Genomic DNA, 16,081 nt, shown 5'->3' on the forward strand with positions numbered 1-16,081 from the left:
CGCGGGATGCGTCCACGGGATGCGTCCAGTGGGTGCGGTGGGTGCGGTGGCAAGGCCGCGCACCTTCGTACCGGCGTGCTCGGCGGGCGTCCGGCCGGGGCCGTCCCCCCGCCTTGTCCCGGGCGCGCGGGGGACAGCACATCCGGCGACTGGACGCGTACGCCTCAAGGTGGAAATCGCCTCCTCCTTCAGGCCGCTCTCTCCGGCTCGTCTGCGGATGCCGCGCGGCCGTCCGGTCGCCGATCGTGATCAACCGTGATCACCGCAGGGCGACAGGCAGGGAGCTGACCATGGTGGAGCGCACGGGACACGCGCTGTTCGTTCGCGAGTTCTTCCGGCACCCGGTGCGCACGGCGTCGCTGGTGCCCAGCTCCTCCGCGCTGGCCGCGCGCATGGCCGAGCGCGTGCCCGCGACGGGCGACCCGGTCGTCGTGGAACTCGGCCCCGGCACCGGCGCGTTCACCGGCGCGCTCCAGGAGCTGCTCGGCGGCCGTGGCCGCCATGTCGCCATCGACCTGAACCCGCGCATGACCGGCCACCTGGCGCGGCGGTTCCCCCGGGTCGAGGTGGTCGAGGACAGCGCGGACGCGCTGCCCCGCATCCTCGCGGGGCTGGGCACGGGACCGGCCGACCTGGTGGTGAGCGGGCTGCCGTTCACCGTGTTCGAGAACGGGGAGCGGCCACTGGTGGACACCATCGCCTCGGTCCTCGCCCCCGGTGGCGCCTACACGCAGTTCAGCTACTCGTGGACGCGCTGGGCAGCCCCGGCGCGGCGCCAGCGGGCACGGGTCCGCGCCGCGTTCGCGGGCGTGGAGACGGGCCGCACGGTGTGGCGCAACTTCCCGCCCGCCTTCGTCTACGTGGCGACCGGCCCCCTCTCCCCGGCCGCACTCCCGGCTCCGGCTCCGGCCGCAACGGTCGGCAAAGCGGTGGAGGTCGGCGGCGTCGTGGGCGTGGGCGGCGGCTGACCCGCGGGCCCGGCCGCCCGGCCCGGCCGCCGGTCCATGTCGCGCCAGGACGGCAGCAGCGCGGGCACGGTGGTGGCGGTGAGGTAGACGGCCGTGGCGGCGAGCAGCACGGGCAGCAGCCCGGCGGCGGAGACCGCGGCACCGGCCACGAGCCCGCCGAGGGGTATGCCCGCCGCGGCGAGCGAGTCACCGAACGCCTGCGTCCGCCCGAGCACGTACCGGGGCACGCGCTCGAACACGATCGCGCCGATGATCGGGTTGACGAACCCGGCGCCGAAGCCGCTGACGGCGAAGAGGACCAGGGCCGCCCCCAGGGGTATCGCCCCGTCGGAGACCAGCGCGAGCACCCCGAACCTGGGGGCGCCGCTGATCAGGAACCCGAGCAGGAGGACGGGGCGGCGGCGCAGCCGGTGCGCCACGGCGGCGGCAGTCACGCTGCCGCCGATCGCGGCGACGCCGAAGCAGCTGCCGACCAGGCCGACCGCGGGAGTGCCGTGCCCCGACTCACGTGCCCACAGCGGCAGCAGGACGGAGCTGAACGCGGCGTCGAGGAAGTTGGTGACCGCCACCAGGACGATCACCCCGCTCAGCAGCCGGTCGGCCCTGAAGTACGCGATGCCCTCCGCGAACCTGCGCCAGTACCCCGGCTCGGACGCGGCCCCGGCGCCCCCGGGCCCCTCGGGGGACGGTCCCGGCGGGGCGGCGCCCATCCCCCGGGGCAGCGCGGCGGCGATGATCAGGGAACCGAGCGCGAAGCAGACCGCGTTGACCGCGAGTCCGGCGAGCGCGCCGGTCAGCGCGACCAGCACGCCGCTCACGGCGGGCCCGACGGTTCCCGCGAGCCGTTCGACCACTCCCGACAGCCCGGTCGCGCGCTCCATCGGGACGCCGGAGCGGTCGGCCGCCTCCGGGACCATCACCTCCTTCGCCAGGTCACCGGGCCCGCGCGCCGCGCCGATGAGCGCCACCAGGACGAGGAGCAGCCAGAACGGCAGCGCCCCGGCGCCGGCGAGCAGGGGTATCAGGCCGATGCACAGGGCGCTGACGAGATCGGTGGTCCAGGAGACGGTCCTCGGTCCCGCCCGGTCGGCGACCGGGCCCGCCAGAGCCTTGGCGGCGACATAGGGGACCAGCTCGCAGAAGGCGGCCAGACCGGTGCGGACGGCGCTGTCGGTGGTGACGAGGACGTACCAGGGCAGGGCGATGGCCGAGACGGCGGTGCCGGTCCTGGCCACGGCGAAGGCCGCGAGCAGCCCCCACAGCGGCCGCCGCCCGCTCATCGGACGCCGCCCGGGGACGCCATCGCCGGGTCCGGCAGGATCTCCATGACCAGCACCACGCGCTCGGCTCCCGGCGGCGCCTCGACCGGCGCGTCCACGACGTCCCGCCGGTAGCGCGCGACGACCTCGCGCAGGTCGCGGCGCAGCGCCCCGGTCTCCTCCGGCGTGAGGCGCAGCGCGGCGTCGTACAGGCCGACGGACTCCTGCCAGACCTCGGGCATGGCGTCGAGGGCGCCGATCGTCGTCTCGGCCAGTTCGGTGTGCGAGGCGGCGACGGCCAGCAGGTAGGTGAGGGTCGCCTCCGGCTCGCTGCGGGCCACCGACACGTCGTCGAACGAGGTGCCCCGGTGGACCGACCGCCACCACCGCTCCCGCCCGGTGCCCCGCTCCTCGTCCTCGGCGACGAACCCGGCGGCGGCGAGCTGGCGGAGGTGGTAACTGGTCACGCCCGAGCTGAGGCCGGTCCGCTGGGCGAGGCCGGTGGCCGTCGCGGCCCCGTCGGCGCGCAGCAGACCCAGGAGGCGGATGCGGAGGGGATGCGCGAGCGCGCGCAGCCCCCGGGCATCGAGGGCGACGTTCTGCTGCGGGTCGAAACCCTCGGGGAGCGGAGGGCCGGGTCGTTCGGTCATGTCACTCACCGTAGTCCACCAAGAGACCGCTGCAAAGCTTTTTCTGCAAAAAACCTGTTGCAAAGAAATCCGGGTGGTTCGAGGATGGGGCCACACGGCTCCGGCGGCGAACGGAAGGGGGCGGAGGGTCGGCCGTCGGCTCACCGGCGCGTGATCAACGATCTTGCGCGGCAGGGGACTTCGCTCCCCGCCGCATGTCCGCGACAATGGAGGCGCACACCCTTCCACCCCTGCCCGGGGGGCGCGGTGGGCCCGATCCGTTGTCGGCAGGGCGGGTTAAGGTGGCGGGGACCAGCGGTTGAGGAGGCAGATCATATGGTGACGCGGCGCACCCCGTTGCCGGGCGTCGGCACCCAGTACGACGTCGCCACCCGGGACGGACGGCACATCTCGGTCGTCGCCCACGAGGACGGCAGGCGTTTCGTGAGCTTCTTCGCTCCCGAGGACCCGGACGCGTGCGCGTGCACCGTCCCGCTCGAACCCGAGGAAGCCGCCCGCCTCGCCTCCGTGATGGCACCGGAGCGGGCCGAGGCGGGACTCGGCGTGGCCGAACTCGGCATCGACCTGGTCACCGAACGTATCCCGATCGAACCCGACTCCCCCTACCGCGGGCGCCCCATGGGCGACACCAAGGCCCGCACCAGGACAGGTGCCTCGATCGTGGCCGTGCTCCGCAGGACCGGGGCGCACCCCTCTCCCGGGCCGGACTTCCGCCTGGAGGCAGGTGACACGTTGCTGGTCGTCGGCACCCGTGAGGGCGTGGACGACCTGGCCGACATCGTCGCAGGAGTGTGACGTCCCGACATCCGGCGCCCGGGACGGGACCGCCGGCGGTCAGCGCCGCACGGGGCCGTGTCAATGACCTCGACTATCGAAGGGTGCGGTGATCGTGCACGACACAACGACCATGCTGATCGAACTGGGAGCCGTCGTCCTGGGCCTCGGCCTCGTCGGACGGCTGGCGGGACGGCTCAGCCTCTCCCCCATCCCGCTGTACCTGCTCATAGGACTGGCCTTCGGTCACGGCGGGCTCATCCCGCTCTCCACGACCGAGGACTTCATCGAGGTCGGCGCCGAGATCGGCGTCATCCTGCTGCTCCTGATGCTCGGCCTGGAGTACACGGCCACCGAGCTGGTGGACAGCCTGAAGACGCAGTACCCGTCCGGCATCGTGGACCTGGTGCTGAACGCCACCCCGGGCGCGGTGGCGGGTCTGCTCCTGGGCTGGGGGCCGGTGGGCGCGCTCGCGCTGGCGGGCGTCACCTACATCTCGTCGTCCGGCGTGATCGCGAAGATCCTGACGGAGCTGAAACGTCTCGGTAACCGCGAGACACCCGTCATCCTGGGCATCCTCGTGATCGAGGACCTGACGATGGCGGTCTACCTGCCGGTCCTGTCCACCGTGCTGGCGGGTGTGGGGCTCGCCAGCGGCAGCCTGACCCTGGCGATCGCCCTGGGCACGGCGGGCGTCGCGCTGTTCTTCGCGCTGCGGCACGGGCGGGTGATCAGCAAGGCCGTCTCCTCGGACAACCCGGAGATGCTCCTGCTGGTGGTGCTCGGTCTCACGCTGCTGGTGGCGGGCGTCGCGCAGCGGCTCCAGGTGTCGGCGGCGGTCGGCGCGTTCCTGGTGGGCATCGCGCTGTCGGGGGAGGTCGCGCACAACACCCGGCGGCTGTTCACGCCGCTGCGCGACCTGTTCGCGGCCGTCTTCTTCGTCTTCTTCGGCCTGTCGACCAACCCGACGGACATCCCGCCGGTGCTGGTGCCCGCGCTGCTGCTGGCCGTGGTCACCGCCGGGACGAAGATCGCGACCGGCTGGTACGCGGCACGGCGCGCGGGGATCGGGCCACGCGGCCGGTTCCGGGCGGGCGGCGCGCTGGTGGCGCGCGGCGAGTTCTCCATCGTCATCGCGGGGCTCGCGTCGGCCACCGAGCCACGGATCGCGCCGGTGGCGACGGCGTACGTGCTGATCCTCGTGATCGTCGGCCCCTTCGCCACGCGGTGGACGGAGCCGGTGGCGCGGAAGGTCGTGGAGTGGCGCCGCTCGCGGCAGCCGGAGACCGCCCAGGTCATCGGCGAACCGCGCGGGGCCGAATCCGGCGTCTGAGAGACGCCCGGGGGGAAGAACGGACGGGCGGGGCCGTCGTACGGCGACCACCGGCCACGGCGTACGCGTGCGGCGGCACGCGGCGCCACCGGGCCGGGGCGTGTGTCACGGAACCGCCCGCACCCTGTCACCGGTGCGACCGTATGCCCACCACGGGGGCCGGTGGGCCGTTCGGATGAGGCATCATCTGACCTCATGGGAATCGTCGCCGGTCTGGACAGCTCGTCCGTCCACACACGCATCGTCGTCTGCGACACGGAGACCGGGCAGGTCGTCCGCCAGGGCATGGCGGAACACCCGGTCAGCGGCAACACCCCCGGGGCGTGGCTGCTCTCCCTCGGCGAGGCGACGGACGGCGGCATGCTGGACGGCGTCACCGCCATCGGCGTGACCGCGCAGCCCCTCGGCCTCGTCCCCCTGGACGCCGACGGGCAGCCGGTCGGCACGGCGCTGGCGGACGGCGACGACGGCGCGCGCACGGCGGCCCTCGGCCTGGTCGAGGCGCTCGGCGGCCGGGCGGCGTGGGCGGAGGCGGTCGGTTCCGTGCCGCACGTCAACCAGCCCGTGACCCGGCTGCGGCGGCTGGCGCGCGAGGACCCGGAGGCCGCCAAGCGCACCACCACCGTGCTCCAGGCGCAGGACTGGCTGGTCTGGGAACTGCTGGGCCGCCCCCGGCGCTGGACCACCGACCGCGGCTGCGCCTCCGAGACCGGCTACTGGTCGGCCGTGTCCGGGGCCTGGCGCTACGAGCTCGCGGAGCTGGCACTCGGCCACCCCGTGAACCTCCCCGACGTCATCGGCCCCGCCGAGTCGGCGGGCCGCACCCCGGAGGGGCTGCTGATATCCGCCGGCACCGGGGAGACCATGGCGGCGGCCCTCGGCCTCGGCGTCGGCCCGGGTGACGCCGTCATCTCGCTCGGCGCCTCCGGTTCGGTCTGCGCCGTGCACGACGAGGCGCTGACCGACCCGACCGGCACCATCACCTCGTTCGCCGACGCCACGGGCCGCCACCTGCCGGTCGTCCGCACCCTGAACGCGACGCGCGTCCTGCGGGGCGCCGCCGAGATGCTCGGGCAGGACCTCGCGGCCCTCTCCGACCTGGCCCTCCGCTCCACGCCGGGCGCGCACGGCCTCGTCCTCCTCCCCTACCTCGCGGGCGAACGGACCCCCGACCTCCCGCACACCGCGGGCACCCTCACCGGGCTGCGCCGCGAGAGCATGAAGCCGGAGCACCTGGCGCGCGCCGCGTTCGAGGGCATGCTGTGCGGCCTCGCCGACGCGGCGGACGTGCTGCGGAACCGCGGCGTCCGGATCGACCGCGTCTTCCTGCTCGGCCCGGCGGCCGAACTGCCCGCCGTCAAGGCACTGGCCCCGGCGCTGTTCGGCGCCCGTGTCGTCATCCCGGAACCGGCCGACTACACGGCGATCGGCGCGGCCAGGCAGGCGGCATGGGCGCAGGGCGTGGCGGACGGGACGCTGACCCCGGCCGAACCCCCGGCCTGGCCGGACGCCCCGGGCGCGACGCTGGACCCAGGCGACGAACGGGCCGTGGGCTCGGCCGTACGGCAGCAGTTCGCCGCGGTCCGCGAGGAACACCACCCCGGCGCCTTCGCACCGCTGGACGCCTGAGCGGCGCTGCTCGGGCAGGTGAACGGGGGCGACAGGCCGCCGTCCGGCACTCCACCGCTTCTCCGGGGACAGGCGCGCGCCAGTGCCGCTCGTTCCCGGCGGGCGGGGAGAGCGGGGTAGAGGTCAGGCAGGGAGCCAGTGCGGTGGGCGGGTCAGGTGGGGCGGGATGCGGGTTGCCGTGTCGCCCTTTGCCGCGTTCAGCTGCGGCTGGGTCACGAACAGGGCGTCCGTCAGGTCGGCGCCCCGCAGGTCGGTGTCCCGGAGGTCGGCGCCCAGCAGGTCCGCCGTGCGCAGGTCCGCCTTCCGCAGGTCGGCGGCGATCAGGAGCGCGCCCCGCAGCCTCGCGCCCCGCAGGGCGGCCCCCCGCAGGCGGGCGCCCATCAGGTCGGCGCCGCGGTGGTCCTTCGTCCGGCCAGGCACGGCCGCGCGGACGCGTTCGCTGGTGCGGGAGAGCAGGTCGCCGACGCGTGCGCGCAGCGCGGGGACGTCCGCCCCGGCCAGGGCCGCGGCGTCGCCGTCCGCCAGCCGCTCGACGTCGGCCAGCGCGCGGCGCAGGTCGGCGCGCAGCGGGCGGGCGGCGGGCAGGGCGGCGGGCAGGGCGGCGGCCTCGGTGAGGTACCACAGCAGCTCGTGGAGCTGCCGCATGACGGCGAAGGCGTCGAACATCGCGCGCGCCGTGCCCGGTTCGCGCCGCCAGTCGCGCCCGCCGAAGGTGACCTGCGAGACGCGCTGCCCCGCGCCGAAGCAGTCGTAGACCGTGCAGCCGGTGTACCCCTCGCCGCGCAGCCGGTCGTGGATGCCGCAGCGGAACGCGTCGGTGAGGTTCCCGCACGCCTTGCCCGCCGCCTTGCTGACGGGGAAGTCCGCCGACGCCGTGAACGGCAGCGCGACGCAGCACAGTCCGAAGCACTCGCCGCAGTCCGCGCTCAGCTCGCGCCGCGCCTCGGGCGGCGGGCCGTCCGGCATGGCGCGTACGGGCTGCTGCGGGGACTGACGGACCTGCCGCGACAAGGGACGCGCTCCTCGGGAGATGGTGGTGGCCACCACCATTGTCCCCCTCCCCCGGTCCCCGCCGGGGGAGGGGTCGGGGAGACTCGCTCCCTGGACGAGCGACCCGGAACGCCCCCGCACACCGCGCCCTGGCGGCTGCGCCCCGCCGTCGCGGCGGACGTGGAGGCCATCGCCGAGCTGCGCGCCACCGTGCTGCGCGCGGACCTCGAACGCCTCGGGCGCTACGACGGGCACCGCGTGCGGCAGCGGCTGCGCGACGCGTTCGACCCCCGGCACACGTCGGTCGTCGCGGTCGGCCGCGAACTGGCCGGCTGCGTCACGGTCAGGCCCGCCGACGACGGCAGGCGGTGGCTGGAGAACTTCTCCCTCGCCCCGCGCCACCAGGGCCGCGGCATCGGCACCGCCGTGCTGCGCGGCGTGCCGGCGCGGGCCGACGCGGACGGCGTGCGCGTGGTCCTGTACGTCCTGCGGGGCAGCGCGGCCCGCCGCCTCCACGAGCGGCACGGGTTCGTGCCGGAGGCCGAGGAGCCGGTCGGCGACGTCATGGCGCGTCCGGTCCACCAGCCCTCTCAAGCCCCTCAGGCCCCTCAATCCAGGTAGCCGCGCAACTGCTCCGCGTACGTGTGGTCCCGCAGCTTGGAGAGCGTCTTGTGCTCGATCTGCCGGATACGCTCGCGCGTCACGCCGAAGAGGCGGCCGATCTCCTCCAGCGTGCGCGGCCTGCCGTCCACCAGCCCGTACCGCAGCTCCACGACGCGCCGCTCGCGGTCGGCGAGCGTGGACAGCACGGCCTCCAGCTGCTCGCGCAGCAGCATGAACGCGGCGGTCTCGGCGGGCGAGGGCATGTCGGCGTCCTCGATGAGGTCGCCGAGGTTGACGTCGTCCTCGTCCCCTATCGGCGCCTGGAGCGACACCGGGTCCTGGGCGAGGCGCAGGATCTCGCCGACCCGCGCCGGGGTGAGGCCGAGCAGGACGGCGACCTCCTCGACGGTCGGCTCGTACCCCTGCTCCTGGAGGACGCTGCGCTGGATGCGGATGACGCGGTTGATCAGCTCCACGACGTGCACCGGCATGCGGATGGTGCGCGCCTGGTCGGCGATGGCGCGGGACATGGCCTGGCGTATCCACCAGGTCGCGTACGTGGAGAACTTGAAGCCCCGCGCGTAGTCGAACTTCTCGACCGCCCTGATCAGGCCGAGGTTGCCCTCCTGCACGAGGTCGAGCATCGTCATGCCGCGCCCGATGTACCGTTTCGCCACCGAGACGACGAGCCGCAGGTTGGCCTCGATCAGCTGCCGTTTCGCCAGCCGCCCCCGCACCACGAGCCGGTCGAGGTCGAGCGCCGTCCGCTCGTCGAGCCCGGTGACGGTCAGCAGCCGCTCCTCCGCGAACAGCCCCGCCTCCACCCTGCGCGCCAGCTCGACCTCCTCGGACGCGGTGAGCAGCGGTATGCGGCCGATCTCGCGCAGATACTGGCGGAAGAGGTCGCCGGCGCCGCCCGCGGTCTCCGTCCGCGGGGCAGGGGCGGCCGGGGCCTCGATGGTGAGCGTCTGGGACTGCACGGGAACGAACCTCCGGTGATCGCGGCAGTGCGGAAACAGCGAGGATCGGTGACGCGGAACGCCGTGCGGGAGGACGGCGTCGGTGACCGGCGGTGCCGGGCGGGCGTGCGCGGAAGCGGTGGGGAACGCGGGGACACGGTGTGTGGACGGGCGCCGCTCTCAGTGTGCGCCACGACACACTCCGGCCACGAGGGTCGTGCGGGTACTTTTTGCGCGGGCCGGAGCACACGCCGGGCTCGCGGCGGCGGGACGCGCCCGGTCAGAGCGCCGCGACGCCCCGTTCGCGCAGGGCGGTGCGGTACTGCTCCAGGGTCCACAGCTCGCCGCGCAGGTCGGCCGCGGCCTGCGCGTTGCCCGCCTGGGCCTCGGCGCGACGTGCGGCGGACTCCAGGTCGCGGAGCTTCCGGTCCACGGCGGCGAGCCTGACCTGGACGAGGCGGCGGCCCGCGTAGACGTCGGTCTCGGCGCGGCGGCGGCGCGGCATGGTCAGCGGTTCGACGGCCAGTTCCCTGACGAGGGTGCGGACGGAGTCGTCGGGCGCGGCCTCGCGGACCCGTTCGAGGAACGCGTCGTCGGCGCCGCTGACGCCGCCCGCCTCCATGACGGCGCGGCGCACGGCGACGTATGGCGCGGCGGTGAACTCGTCCTCGCCGTACGCGTCGAAGGCGGGAGCGACGAGGGCGGGGAACTGGAGGGCGACCTTCAGCAGTTCGCGCTCTTCGAGCAGGGCGGGGCTGCGCAGGTTGAGCGGGGGTCCTGACGGTGTGCGCGGTCCGGGCGGCACGGTGGCGGCGGGCTGCTGGCCCCGTACGGGGGCGCGCGTCGCCGTACGGGTGCCGCCGCCGCCCGCCGCGCGCTGCCGGTTCCAGCGGGCGAGCTGGCCGACGCGCCGGAGGACGAACTTCTCGTCCGGGATGCCGACGAGCCCGGCGAGCCGGACGGCGTACTGGTGCTGGATCGCGGGGTCCTTGATCTGCGCGACGATCGGCCCGGCGAACTCCAGGGCGGCGGAACGGCCCTCCGCCGTGTCCAGATTGTGCTGCGCGACGATCGACCTGATGGCGAACTCGAACAGCGGCGACCGTCGTTCGATCAGCTGCTGCACGGCCTCGTCGCCCTCGGCGAGGCGCAGCTCGCACGGGTCCATGCCGCCGGGCGAGACGGCGATGGAGGTGCGGGCGGCGAACTTCTGGTCGTCCTCGAACGCGCGCAGCGCCGCCTTCTGCCCGGCGGCGTCGCCGTCGAAGGTGAAGACGACCTCGCCCGCGCTGTGGGCGGTCGAGCTGTCCATCAGCAGGCGGCGGAGGATCTTCACGTGGTCGCCGCCGAAGGCCGTGCCGCAGGTGGCGATCGCGGTGGTGACCCCGGCGAGGTGGCAGGCCATGACGTCGGTGTAGCCCTCGACGACGACCGCGCTGTTGGTCTTGGCGATGTCGCGCTTGGCGAGGTCGATGCCGTACAGGACCTGCGACTTGTGGTAGATCGGGGTGTCCGGCGTGTTGAGGTACTTCGGCCCGTTGTCGTCGTCGCGGAGCTTGCGCGCGCCGAAGCCGATGACCTCGCCGGTGATGTCGCGGATGGGCCAGATCAGGCGTCCCCTGAACCGGTCGATCGGGCCGCGCCTGCCGTCCTGGGCGAGCCCGGAGACCAGCAGCTCGCGGTCGGTGAAGCCGCGCCCGCGCAGGAAGCGGACCAGGTGGTCCCAGCCCGCCGGGGCGTAGCCGACGCCGAAGTGGGCCGCCGCCGCCTCGTCGAAGCCGCGGTCGCCGAGGAAGCGCCGCCCGATCTCCGCCTCGGGTGAGGCGAGCTGCTCGGTGTAGTACTGGGCGGCGGCCCTGTGCGCCTCGACCAGGCGCGTGCGCTCGCCCTGCTGGCGGCCGGGGCTGTAGCCGCCCTGCTCGTACCGCAGCGTGATCCCGGCCTGGGCGGCGAGCCGCTCGACGGACTCGGAGAACGACAGGTGCTCGATCTTCATCACGAAGGCGAGGGTGTCCCCGCCCTCCTGGCAGCCGAAGCAGTGGTAGAGGCCCTTGCTCGGACTGACGTGGAACGAGGGGGACTTCTCGTCGTGGAAGGGGCACAGGCCCTTGAGGTTCCCGCCGCCCGCGGGCCTGAGCTGGAGGTACTCGGAGACGACGGCGTCGATCGGGACCGCGTCCCGCACCGTCTTCACGTCCTCGTCGTTGATCCTGCCCGCCACGCCAGAAGTCTACGGCGCCCCTCGGACACCCGGCGGGGCGCGGCCCGGCGGCGGGGTCACGGGCGCGGGATGTTGCGCAGGTTGGAGCGGGCCAGCTTGAGCATGCTGCCCACGCCGCCGCCCAGCACGACCTTGCTCGCCGACAGGGCGAAGCCGGTGACCATCTCCGCCCTGATCTTCGGCGGGATGGACAGCGCGTTCGGGTCGGTGACGACCTCCACCAGCGCCGGGCCCTTGTGGCGGAACGCCGAGCGCAGCGCGCCGCGCACGTCCTTCGGCTTCTCGACGCGCTCCGCGTGCACCCCGGCCGCGCGGGCGACGGCGGCGAAGTCGGGGTTGCGGTAGGAGGTGCCGTACGCGGGCAGCCCGGAGACCATCATCTCCAGCTCGACCATGCCGAGCGACGAGTTGTTGAACAGCACGACCTTCACCGGCAGGCCGTACTGGACGAGGGTCAGGAAGTCGCCCATCAGCATGGTGAAGCCGCCGTCGCCCGACAGCGTGACGACCTGGCGGCGCGGGTCGAGGAACTGGGCGCCGATCGCCTGCGGCAGCGCGTTCGCCATCGAGCCGTGGCTGAACGAGCCGATGACGCGCCGCCGCCCGTTCGGCGTGAGGTAGCGGGCCGCCCAGACGTTGCACATGCCGGTGTCCACGGTGAACACGGCGTCGTCCGCCGCCTCCTCGTCCAGCACGGCCGCGACGTACTCGGGGTGGATCGGCGTGTGCTTCTCGACCTTCCTGGTGTAGGCGTGGACCACGCCCTCCAGCGCGTCGGCGTGCTTCTTCAGCATGCGGTCGAGGAAGCGGCGGTCCCTCTTCTCCTGCACGCGCGGCGTCAGGCACTCCAGCGTCTCCCTGACGTCGCCCCACACGGCCAGGTCGAGCTGGGAGCGGCGGCCCAGGTGCTCGGCGCGCACGTCCACCTGGACGATGCGGACGTCGTCGGGCAGGAAGGCGTTGTACGGGAAGTCGGTGCCGAGGAGGAGCAGCAGGTCGCACTCGTGGGTCGCCTCGTACGCCGCGCCGTAGCCGAGGAGGCCGCTCATCCCGACGTCGAACGGGTTGTCGTACTGGATCCACTCCTTGCCGCGCAGGGCGTGCCCGACCGGCGCCTTGACGCGTTCGGCGAAGCGCATCACCTCGGCGTGCGCCCCCGCCGTGCCGCTGCCGCAGAAGAGCGTGACGCGCCGCGCCTCGTCCACCATGCGGGCCAGCTCGCCGAGCTGCGCGTCCGCCGGGCGCACGGTCGGGCGCGACGTGACGAGGGCGTGCTCCTCGGCGCGCTCGGGGACCTGCTCGGCCGCGATGTCGCCGGGGAGCGCGACGACGCTGACGCCGCCGCGCCCGACCGCGTGCTGGATCGCGGTCTGGAGGACGCGGGGCATCTGGCGGCGGCTGGAGATCAGCTCGCAGTAGTGGCTGCACTCGCGGAAGAGATGGTCCGGGTGCGTCTCCTGGAAGTAGCTGGTGCCGATCTCGGAGCTGGGGATCTGGGAGGCGAGGGCGAGAACGGGCGCCATGGAGCGGTGCGCGTCGTAGAGCCCGTTGATGAGGTGGAGGTTGCCGGGGCCGCAGGAGCCGGCGCAGGCCGCGAGGGAGCCGGTGAGCTGGGCCTCGGCGCCCGCCGCGAAGGCGGCCGTCTCCTCGTGCCTGACCTGGACCCAGTCGATGCCGGAGGTCCTGCGGATGGCGTCCACGACGGGGTTGAGGCTGTCGCCGACCACGCCGTAGAGGCGGCGTACGCCGGAGCGGGCGAGGATCTCGACGAACTGTTCCGCCACGGTCTGCTTGGCCATCGCTCACGCACCTCTTCCGGACGAACGGGCAGCATGAGCAACTTATCCCTGTTCGCGCCGTTCGCGCCTTTTTCGCGCCCCCGGCCGCACCGTGGCGCGGACGGCCGGGGGCGTGCCGCGTCAGCCCGCCGGGACGAGGGCGGTGAGCGGGGTGTCCGGGTCGGCGAGGGCGTCGGCGTCCACGGGGGCGCCGGAGCGGATCAGCGCCTGGATGTCGCCGGTGACGTCCCACACGTTCATGTTCAGCCCGGCCAGGACGCGGTTCCCGCGCAGCCAGAAGGCGATGAACGCGCGCTTGGCCACGTCGCCGCGCCACACCACGCGGTCGTAGCTGCCCGGCGGGGCCCAGCCGGAGTACTCCAGGCCGGCGTCGTACTGGTCGGAGAAGAAGTACGGCACCCGGTCGTACGTCACGTCCTGGCCGAGCATCGCGCGGGCGGCGGCGGGCCCGGAGTTGAGCGCGTTGGCCCAGTGCTCGACGCGGCGGGGCGGGGTGGTGCCGTCGCCCGGCGGGGTGCCGGGGACGGCCGCCACGTCGCCCGCCGCGAAGATCCGGGGATCGCTGGTGCGCAGCGAGCGGTCCACGAGGACGCCGCCCGTGCCGTCCGCCGCGAGGTCGAGCCCGGCGGAGGCGGCGAGCGCGGTGCGGGGCGCGGCGCCGATGGCGGCGAGGACGGCGCGCGCGGGCAGCTCCTCGCCGTCCTCGGTGCGGACACCGGCGACCATGCCGTCGTGCCCGGTGACGGCGGCGAGCCGCGTGCCGAAGCGGAACGTCACGCCGTGGTCGCGGTGCAGGGCGGCGAAAACCTCGCCCAGCTCCGGCCCGAGGACGCCGTGCAGCGGGGTCGGCGCGGGCTCGACCACCGTCACCTCCACGCCCAGGGCACGCGCGGCGGCGGCCACTTCGAGGCCGATCCACCCGGCGCCCGCGATGACCAGCGGCACGCCGGTGCGCGCGGCGCGGCTGGTGAGGACGCCGCGCAGGTGGTCGGCGTGCGACAGGCGGCGCAGGTGGTGGACGCCGGCGAGGTCGGTGCCGGGGATGCCGAGGCGGCGCGGCTCGGCTCCGGTGGCGAGCAGCAGCGCGTCGTACGGCAGCCGGGTGCCGTCGCCGAGCCTGACCTCGCGGGCGGCGCGGTCGACGGCGACGACGGGCTCGCCGAGGTGGAGTTCCACGCGGTGGTGGACGTACCAGGCGGGTTCGTGGACGTGGACGCTGCCGCGGGGAGCCTTGCCGAGGAGGTAGTCCTTGGAGAGCGGCGGCCGTTCGTAGGGCTGCTCGTGCTCGTCCCCGATCAGGATGACGCGCCCGGTGAAGCCCTCGTCCCGCAGCGTCTGCGCCGCCTTGGCGCCGGCCAGGCCGCCGCCGACGATGAGGAACGTCCGGTGTGTTCCGTCCACGCACTTGCCTCCAGCTCAGGTGTGGCGGTTCAGGTGGTGAACCGCGGTGTGGCTCAAGGAGCCTGCCTCACCTGGGGTGTTCACGGGAAGGGGGCGGCGGGGGCACGTGCGCCGGAGCGTGCCCCGGCGCGGGGGGCGGCGCGGCTCACCCGTCGTTCACCCGTCGTTCACGGGTGTCAGCGGCGGGTGAGGCGTGCGTGGAGGGAGCGGGCGGACGCGTCGGTGAGGGCGGCGATCTGGTCCACCAGTACGCGCAGCCGGGCCGCGTCGTCCCCTGCGGCGAGGTACAGCGCGCGGTACTGGGGGTCGAGTCCTTCGGGGGCGCGGGTCTGGAGGGCCTCGCCCAGTTCGGTGAGCAGGGCGCGCTGCCGTGCGCGCTGCCGTTCGAACTCGGGGCGCTGCATCACGTGGGCGTCGGCGACCGCCTTGAGGACCGCGCATTCGAGGCGGGCGTCCTCGGGGACGACGAGCGTGGCGGCGTAACGGCGCAGCGGGCCGGTGCCGAAGCGCGCGCGGGTGGCGCCCTCGGCGGCGAGACAGAAGCGGCCGATGAGCTGGCTGGTGGCGTCCTTCAGCCGGGCCTGGGCGGGGGCGGTGCCGTCGTAGGAGGCGGGCCACCAGTCCTGGGCGAGGAGCCGGTCGAGGGCGGCGGCGAGCGCGCCGCGTTCCGTGCCGGCGGGGGCGTAGCGGCGGGCGGCGACCTCGAAGACGGTCTCGCGCTCGGGGGCGGAGTGCAGGAGCCCCGGGGCGAGGTGGCCCGCGTGGATGCCGTCCTCCAGGTCGTGCACGGAGTAGGCGATGTCGTCGGACCAGTCCATGACCTGGGCCTCGAAGCAACGCTCGGCGGGCGGGGCGTTCTCGCGCAGCCAGGTGAAGACGGGGAGGTCGTCGGTGTAGACGCCGTACTTGGGCGAGCCGGGGTCGGTGGGGTGCGCGCCGCGTGGCCAGGGGTACTTGGTGGCGGCGTCGAGGACGGCGCGGGTGAGGTTGAGGCCGACGGGGCGGTCGCCGCCGGGACCGGTGAACCGTTTCGGCTCCAGGCGGGTCAGCAGCCGCAGCGACTGGGCGTTCCCCTCGAAGCCGCCGCAGGGCGCGGCGATGCGGTCGAGGGCGCGTTCCCCGTTGTGGCCGAACGGGGGGTGCCCGAGGTCGTGGGCGAGGCAGGCGGCCTCGACGATGTCCGGGTCGCAGCCGAACGCGGCGCCGAGGTCGCGGCCGATCTGCGCGCACTCCAGCGAGTGCGTGAGGCGGGTGCGGGGCGTGATGTCCCACGCGGGCGGGGCGGGGTCGCCGGTGTCGGGGGTGACGATCTGCGTTTTGCCCGCCAGGCGGCGCAGGGCGGCGGAGTGCTGCACGCGCGCCCGGTCGCGCTGGAAGGCGGTACGGCCCGGCCGCTTGTCCGGCTCGGGGTCGAAGCGGGCGGCGGCTGTCTCGTCGTAGGGGACGTACGCGTCGGCGCGGGGGGCGGGGCGGGCGGGCTGCATGGTCCCGACGG

12 protein-coding genes and 1 pseudogene are annotated in these 16,081 nt (G+C 74.4%); 5 read left to right on the forward strand and 8 right to left on the reverse strand.

What is annotated here, in order from left to right; all coding sequences use genetic code 11:
• Window positions 1-290: 290 nt before the first annotated feature.
• Window positions 291-968, forward strand: coding sequence for a class I SAM-dependent methyltransferase (locus ACL02R_RS07125; RefSeq protein ID WP_412796000.1), 678 nt, complete (start codon window positions 291-293; stop codon window positions 966-968).
• Here ACL02R_RS07125 and ACL02R_RS07130 read toward each other — a convergent pair.
• On the reverse strand, window positions 857-2,248 hold the full coding sequence (locus tag ACL02R_RS07130) for an MFS transporter (protein ID WP_412796001.1): 1,392 nt from the start codon (window positions 2,246-2,248) through the stop codon (window positions 857-859). The two genes, ACL02R_RS07125 and ACL02R_RS07130, sit on opposite strands and share 112 nt — an antisense overlap.
• Window positions 2,245-2,877 (reverse strand): helix-turn-helix domain-containing protein, encoded by a 633-nt coding sequence (locus ACL02R_RS07135; protein ID WP_412796002.1) that lies wholly within the window; start codon window positions 2,875-2,877, stop codon window positions 2,245-2,247. Before ACL02R_RS07135 ends, ACL02R_RS07130 begins: the two co-directional genes overlap by 4 nt.
• A gap of 315 nt (window positions 2,878-3,192) precedes the next feature.
• Here ACL02R_RS07135 and ACL02R_RS07140 point away from each other — a divergent pair, with 315 nt between their 5' ends.
• The 3 genes from ACL02R_RS07140 (at window position 3,193) to ACL02R_RS07150 (ending at window position 6,613) form a co-directional block, all read left to right on the forward strand.
• Window positions 3,193-3,672 carry a cation:proton antiporter regulatory subunit gene (locus tag ACL02R_RS07140; protein ID WP_412796003.1) on the forward strand — a complete coding sequence of 160 codons (480 nt, stop codon included), beginning with the start codon at window positions 3,193-3,195 and terminating at the stop codon, window positions 3,670-3,672.
• Between the two features lie 94 nt (window positions 3,673-3,766).
• A complete protein-coding gene (locus ACL02R_RS07145) occupies window positions 3,767-4,984 on the forward strand; it encodes a cation:proton antiporter (protein ID WP_412796004.1) in 1,218 nt (405 codons plus the stop codon).
• A 195-nt stretch (window positions 4,985-5,179) separates the two neighbouring features.
• Entirely contained in the window at window positions 5,180-6,613 is a 1,434-nt protein-coding gene (locus ACL02R_RS07150) for an FGGY-family carbohydrate kinase (RefSeq protein ID WP_412796005.1), read from the forward strand.
• A 123-nt stretch (window positions 6,614-6,736) separates the two neighbouring features.
• On the opposite strand, the gene ACL02R_RS07155 is transcribed toward ACL02R_RS07150, so the two are convergent.
• Window positions 6,737-7,579: a pentapeptide repeat-containing protein gene (locus tag ACL02R_RS07155; RefSeq protein ID WP_412796185.1), complete on the reverse strand. Its 843-nt coding sequence runs from the start codon at window positions 7,577-7,579 to the stop codon at window positions 6,737-6,739.
• Between the two features lie 204 nt (window positions 7,580-7,783).
• Between ACL02R_RS07155 and ACL02R_RS07160 the strand changes: the two genes are divergently transcribed.
• Complete coding sequence (locus ACL02R_RS07160; protein WP_412796006.1) at window positions 7,784-8,224, forward strand: N-acetyltransferase family protein; 441 nt, start codon at window positions 7,784-7,786, stop codon at window positions 8,222-8,224.
• Here ACL02R_RS07160 and ACL02R_RS07165 read toward each other — a convergent pair.
• The 5 genes and pseudogenes from ACL02R_RS07165 to ACL02R_RS07185 form a co-directional block, all read right to left on the reverse strand.
• Window positions 8,212-9,161 (reverse strand): annotated as a pseudogene (locus ACL02R_RS07165) (RNA polymerase sigma factor); the annotation flags it as partial. The gene ACL02R_RS07160 and the pseudogene ACL02R_RS07165 overlap by 13 nt on opposite strands.
• Window positions 9,162-9,445: 284 nt before the next feature.
• Window positions 9,446-11,386, reverse strand: a complete 1,941-nt coding sequence (gene dnaG / locus ACL02R_RS07170) for a DNA primase (RefSeq protein ID WP_412796007.1) — start codon at window positions 11,384-11,386, stop codon at window positions 9,446-9,448.
• Window positions 11,387-11,442: 56 nt separating this feature from the next.
• Complete coding sequence (locus tag ACL02R_RS07175) at window positions 11,443-13,185, reverse strand: pyruvate dehydrogenase (RefSeq protein WP_412796008.1); 1,743 nt, start codon at window positions 13,183-13,185, stop codon at window positions 11,443-11,445.
• Between the two features lie 120 nt (window positions 13,186-13,305).
• Window positions 13,306-14,586: an NAD(P)/FAD-dependent oxidoreductase gene (locus ACL02R_RS07180; RefSeq protein ID WP_412796009.1), complete on the reverse strand. Its 1,281-nt coding sequence runs from the start codon at window positions 14,584-14,586 to the stop codon at window positions 13,306-13,308.
• Window positions 14,587-14,762: 176 nt separating this feature from the next.
• Complete coding sequence (locus ACL02R_RS07185; RefSeq protein ID WP_412796010.1) at window positions 14,763-16,070, reverse strand: deoxyguanosinetriphosphate triphosphohydrolase; 1,308 nt, start codon at window positions 16,068-16,070, stop codon at window positions 14,763-14,765.
• Between the last annotated feature and the right edge of the window lie 11 nt (window positions 16,071-16,081).

Origin of the sequence: Streptomyces sp. MS19, from assembly GCF_047200595.1 — a bacterium.
Taxonomy (GTDB): Bacteria; Actinomycetota; Actinomycetes; order Streptomycetales; family Streptomycetaceae; genus Streptomyces.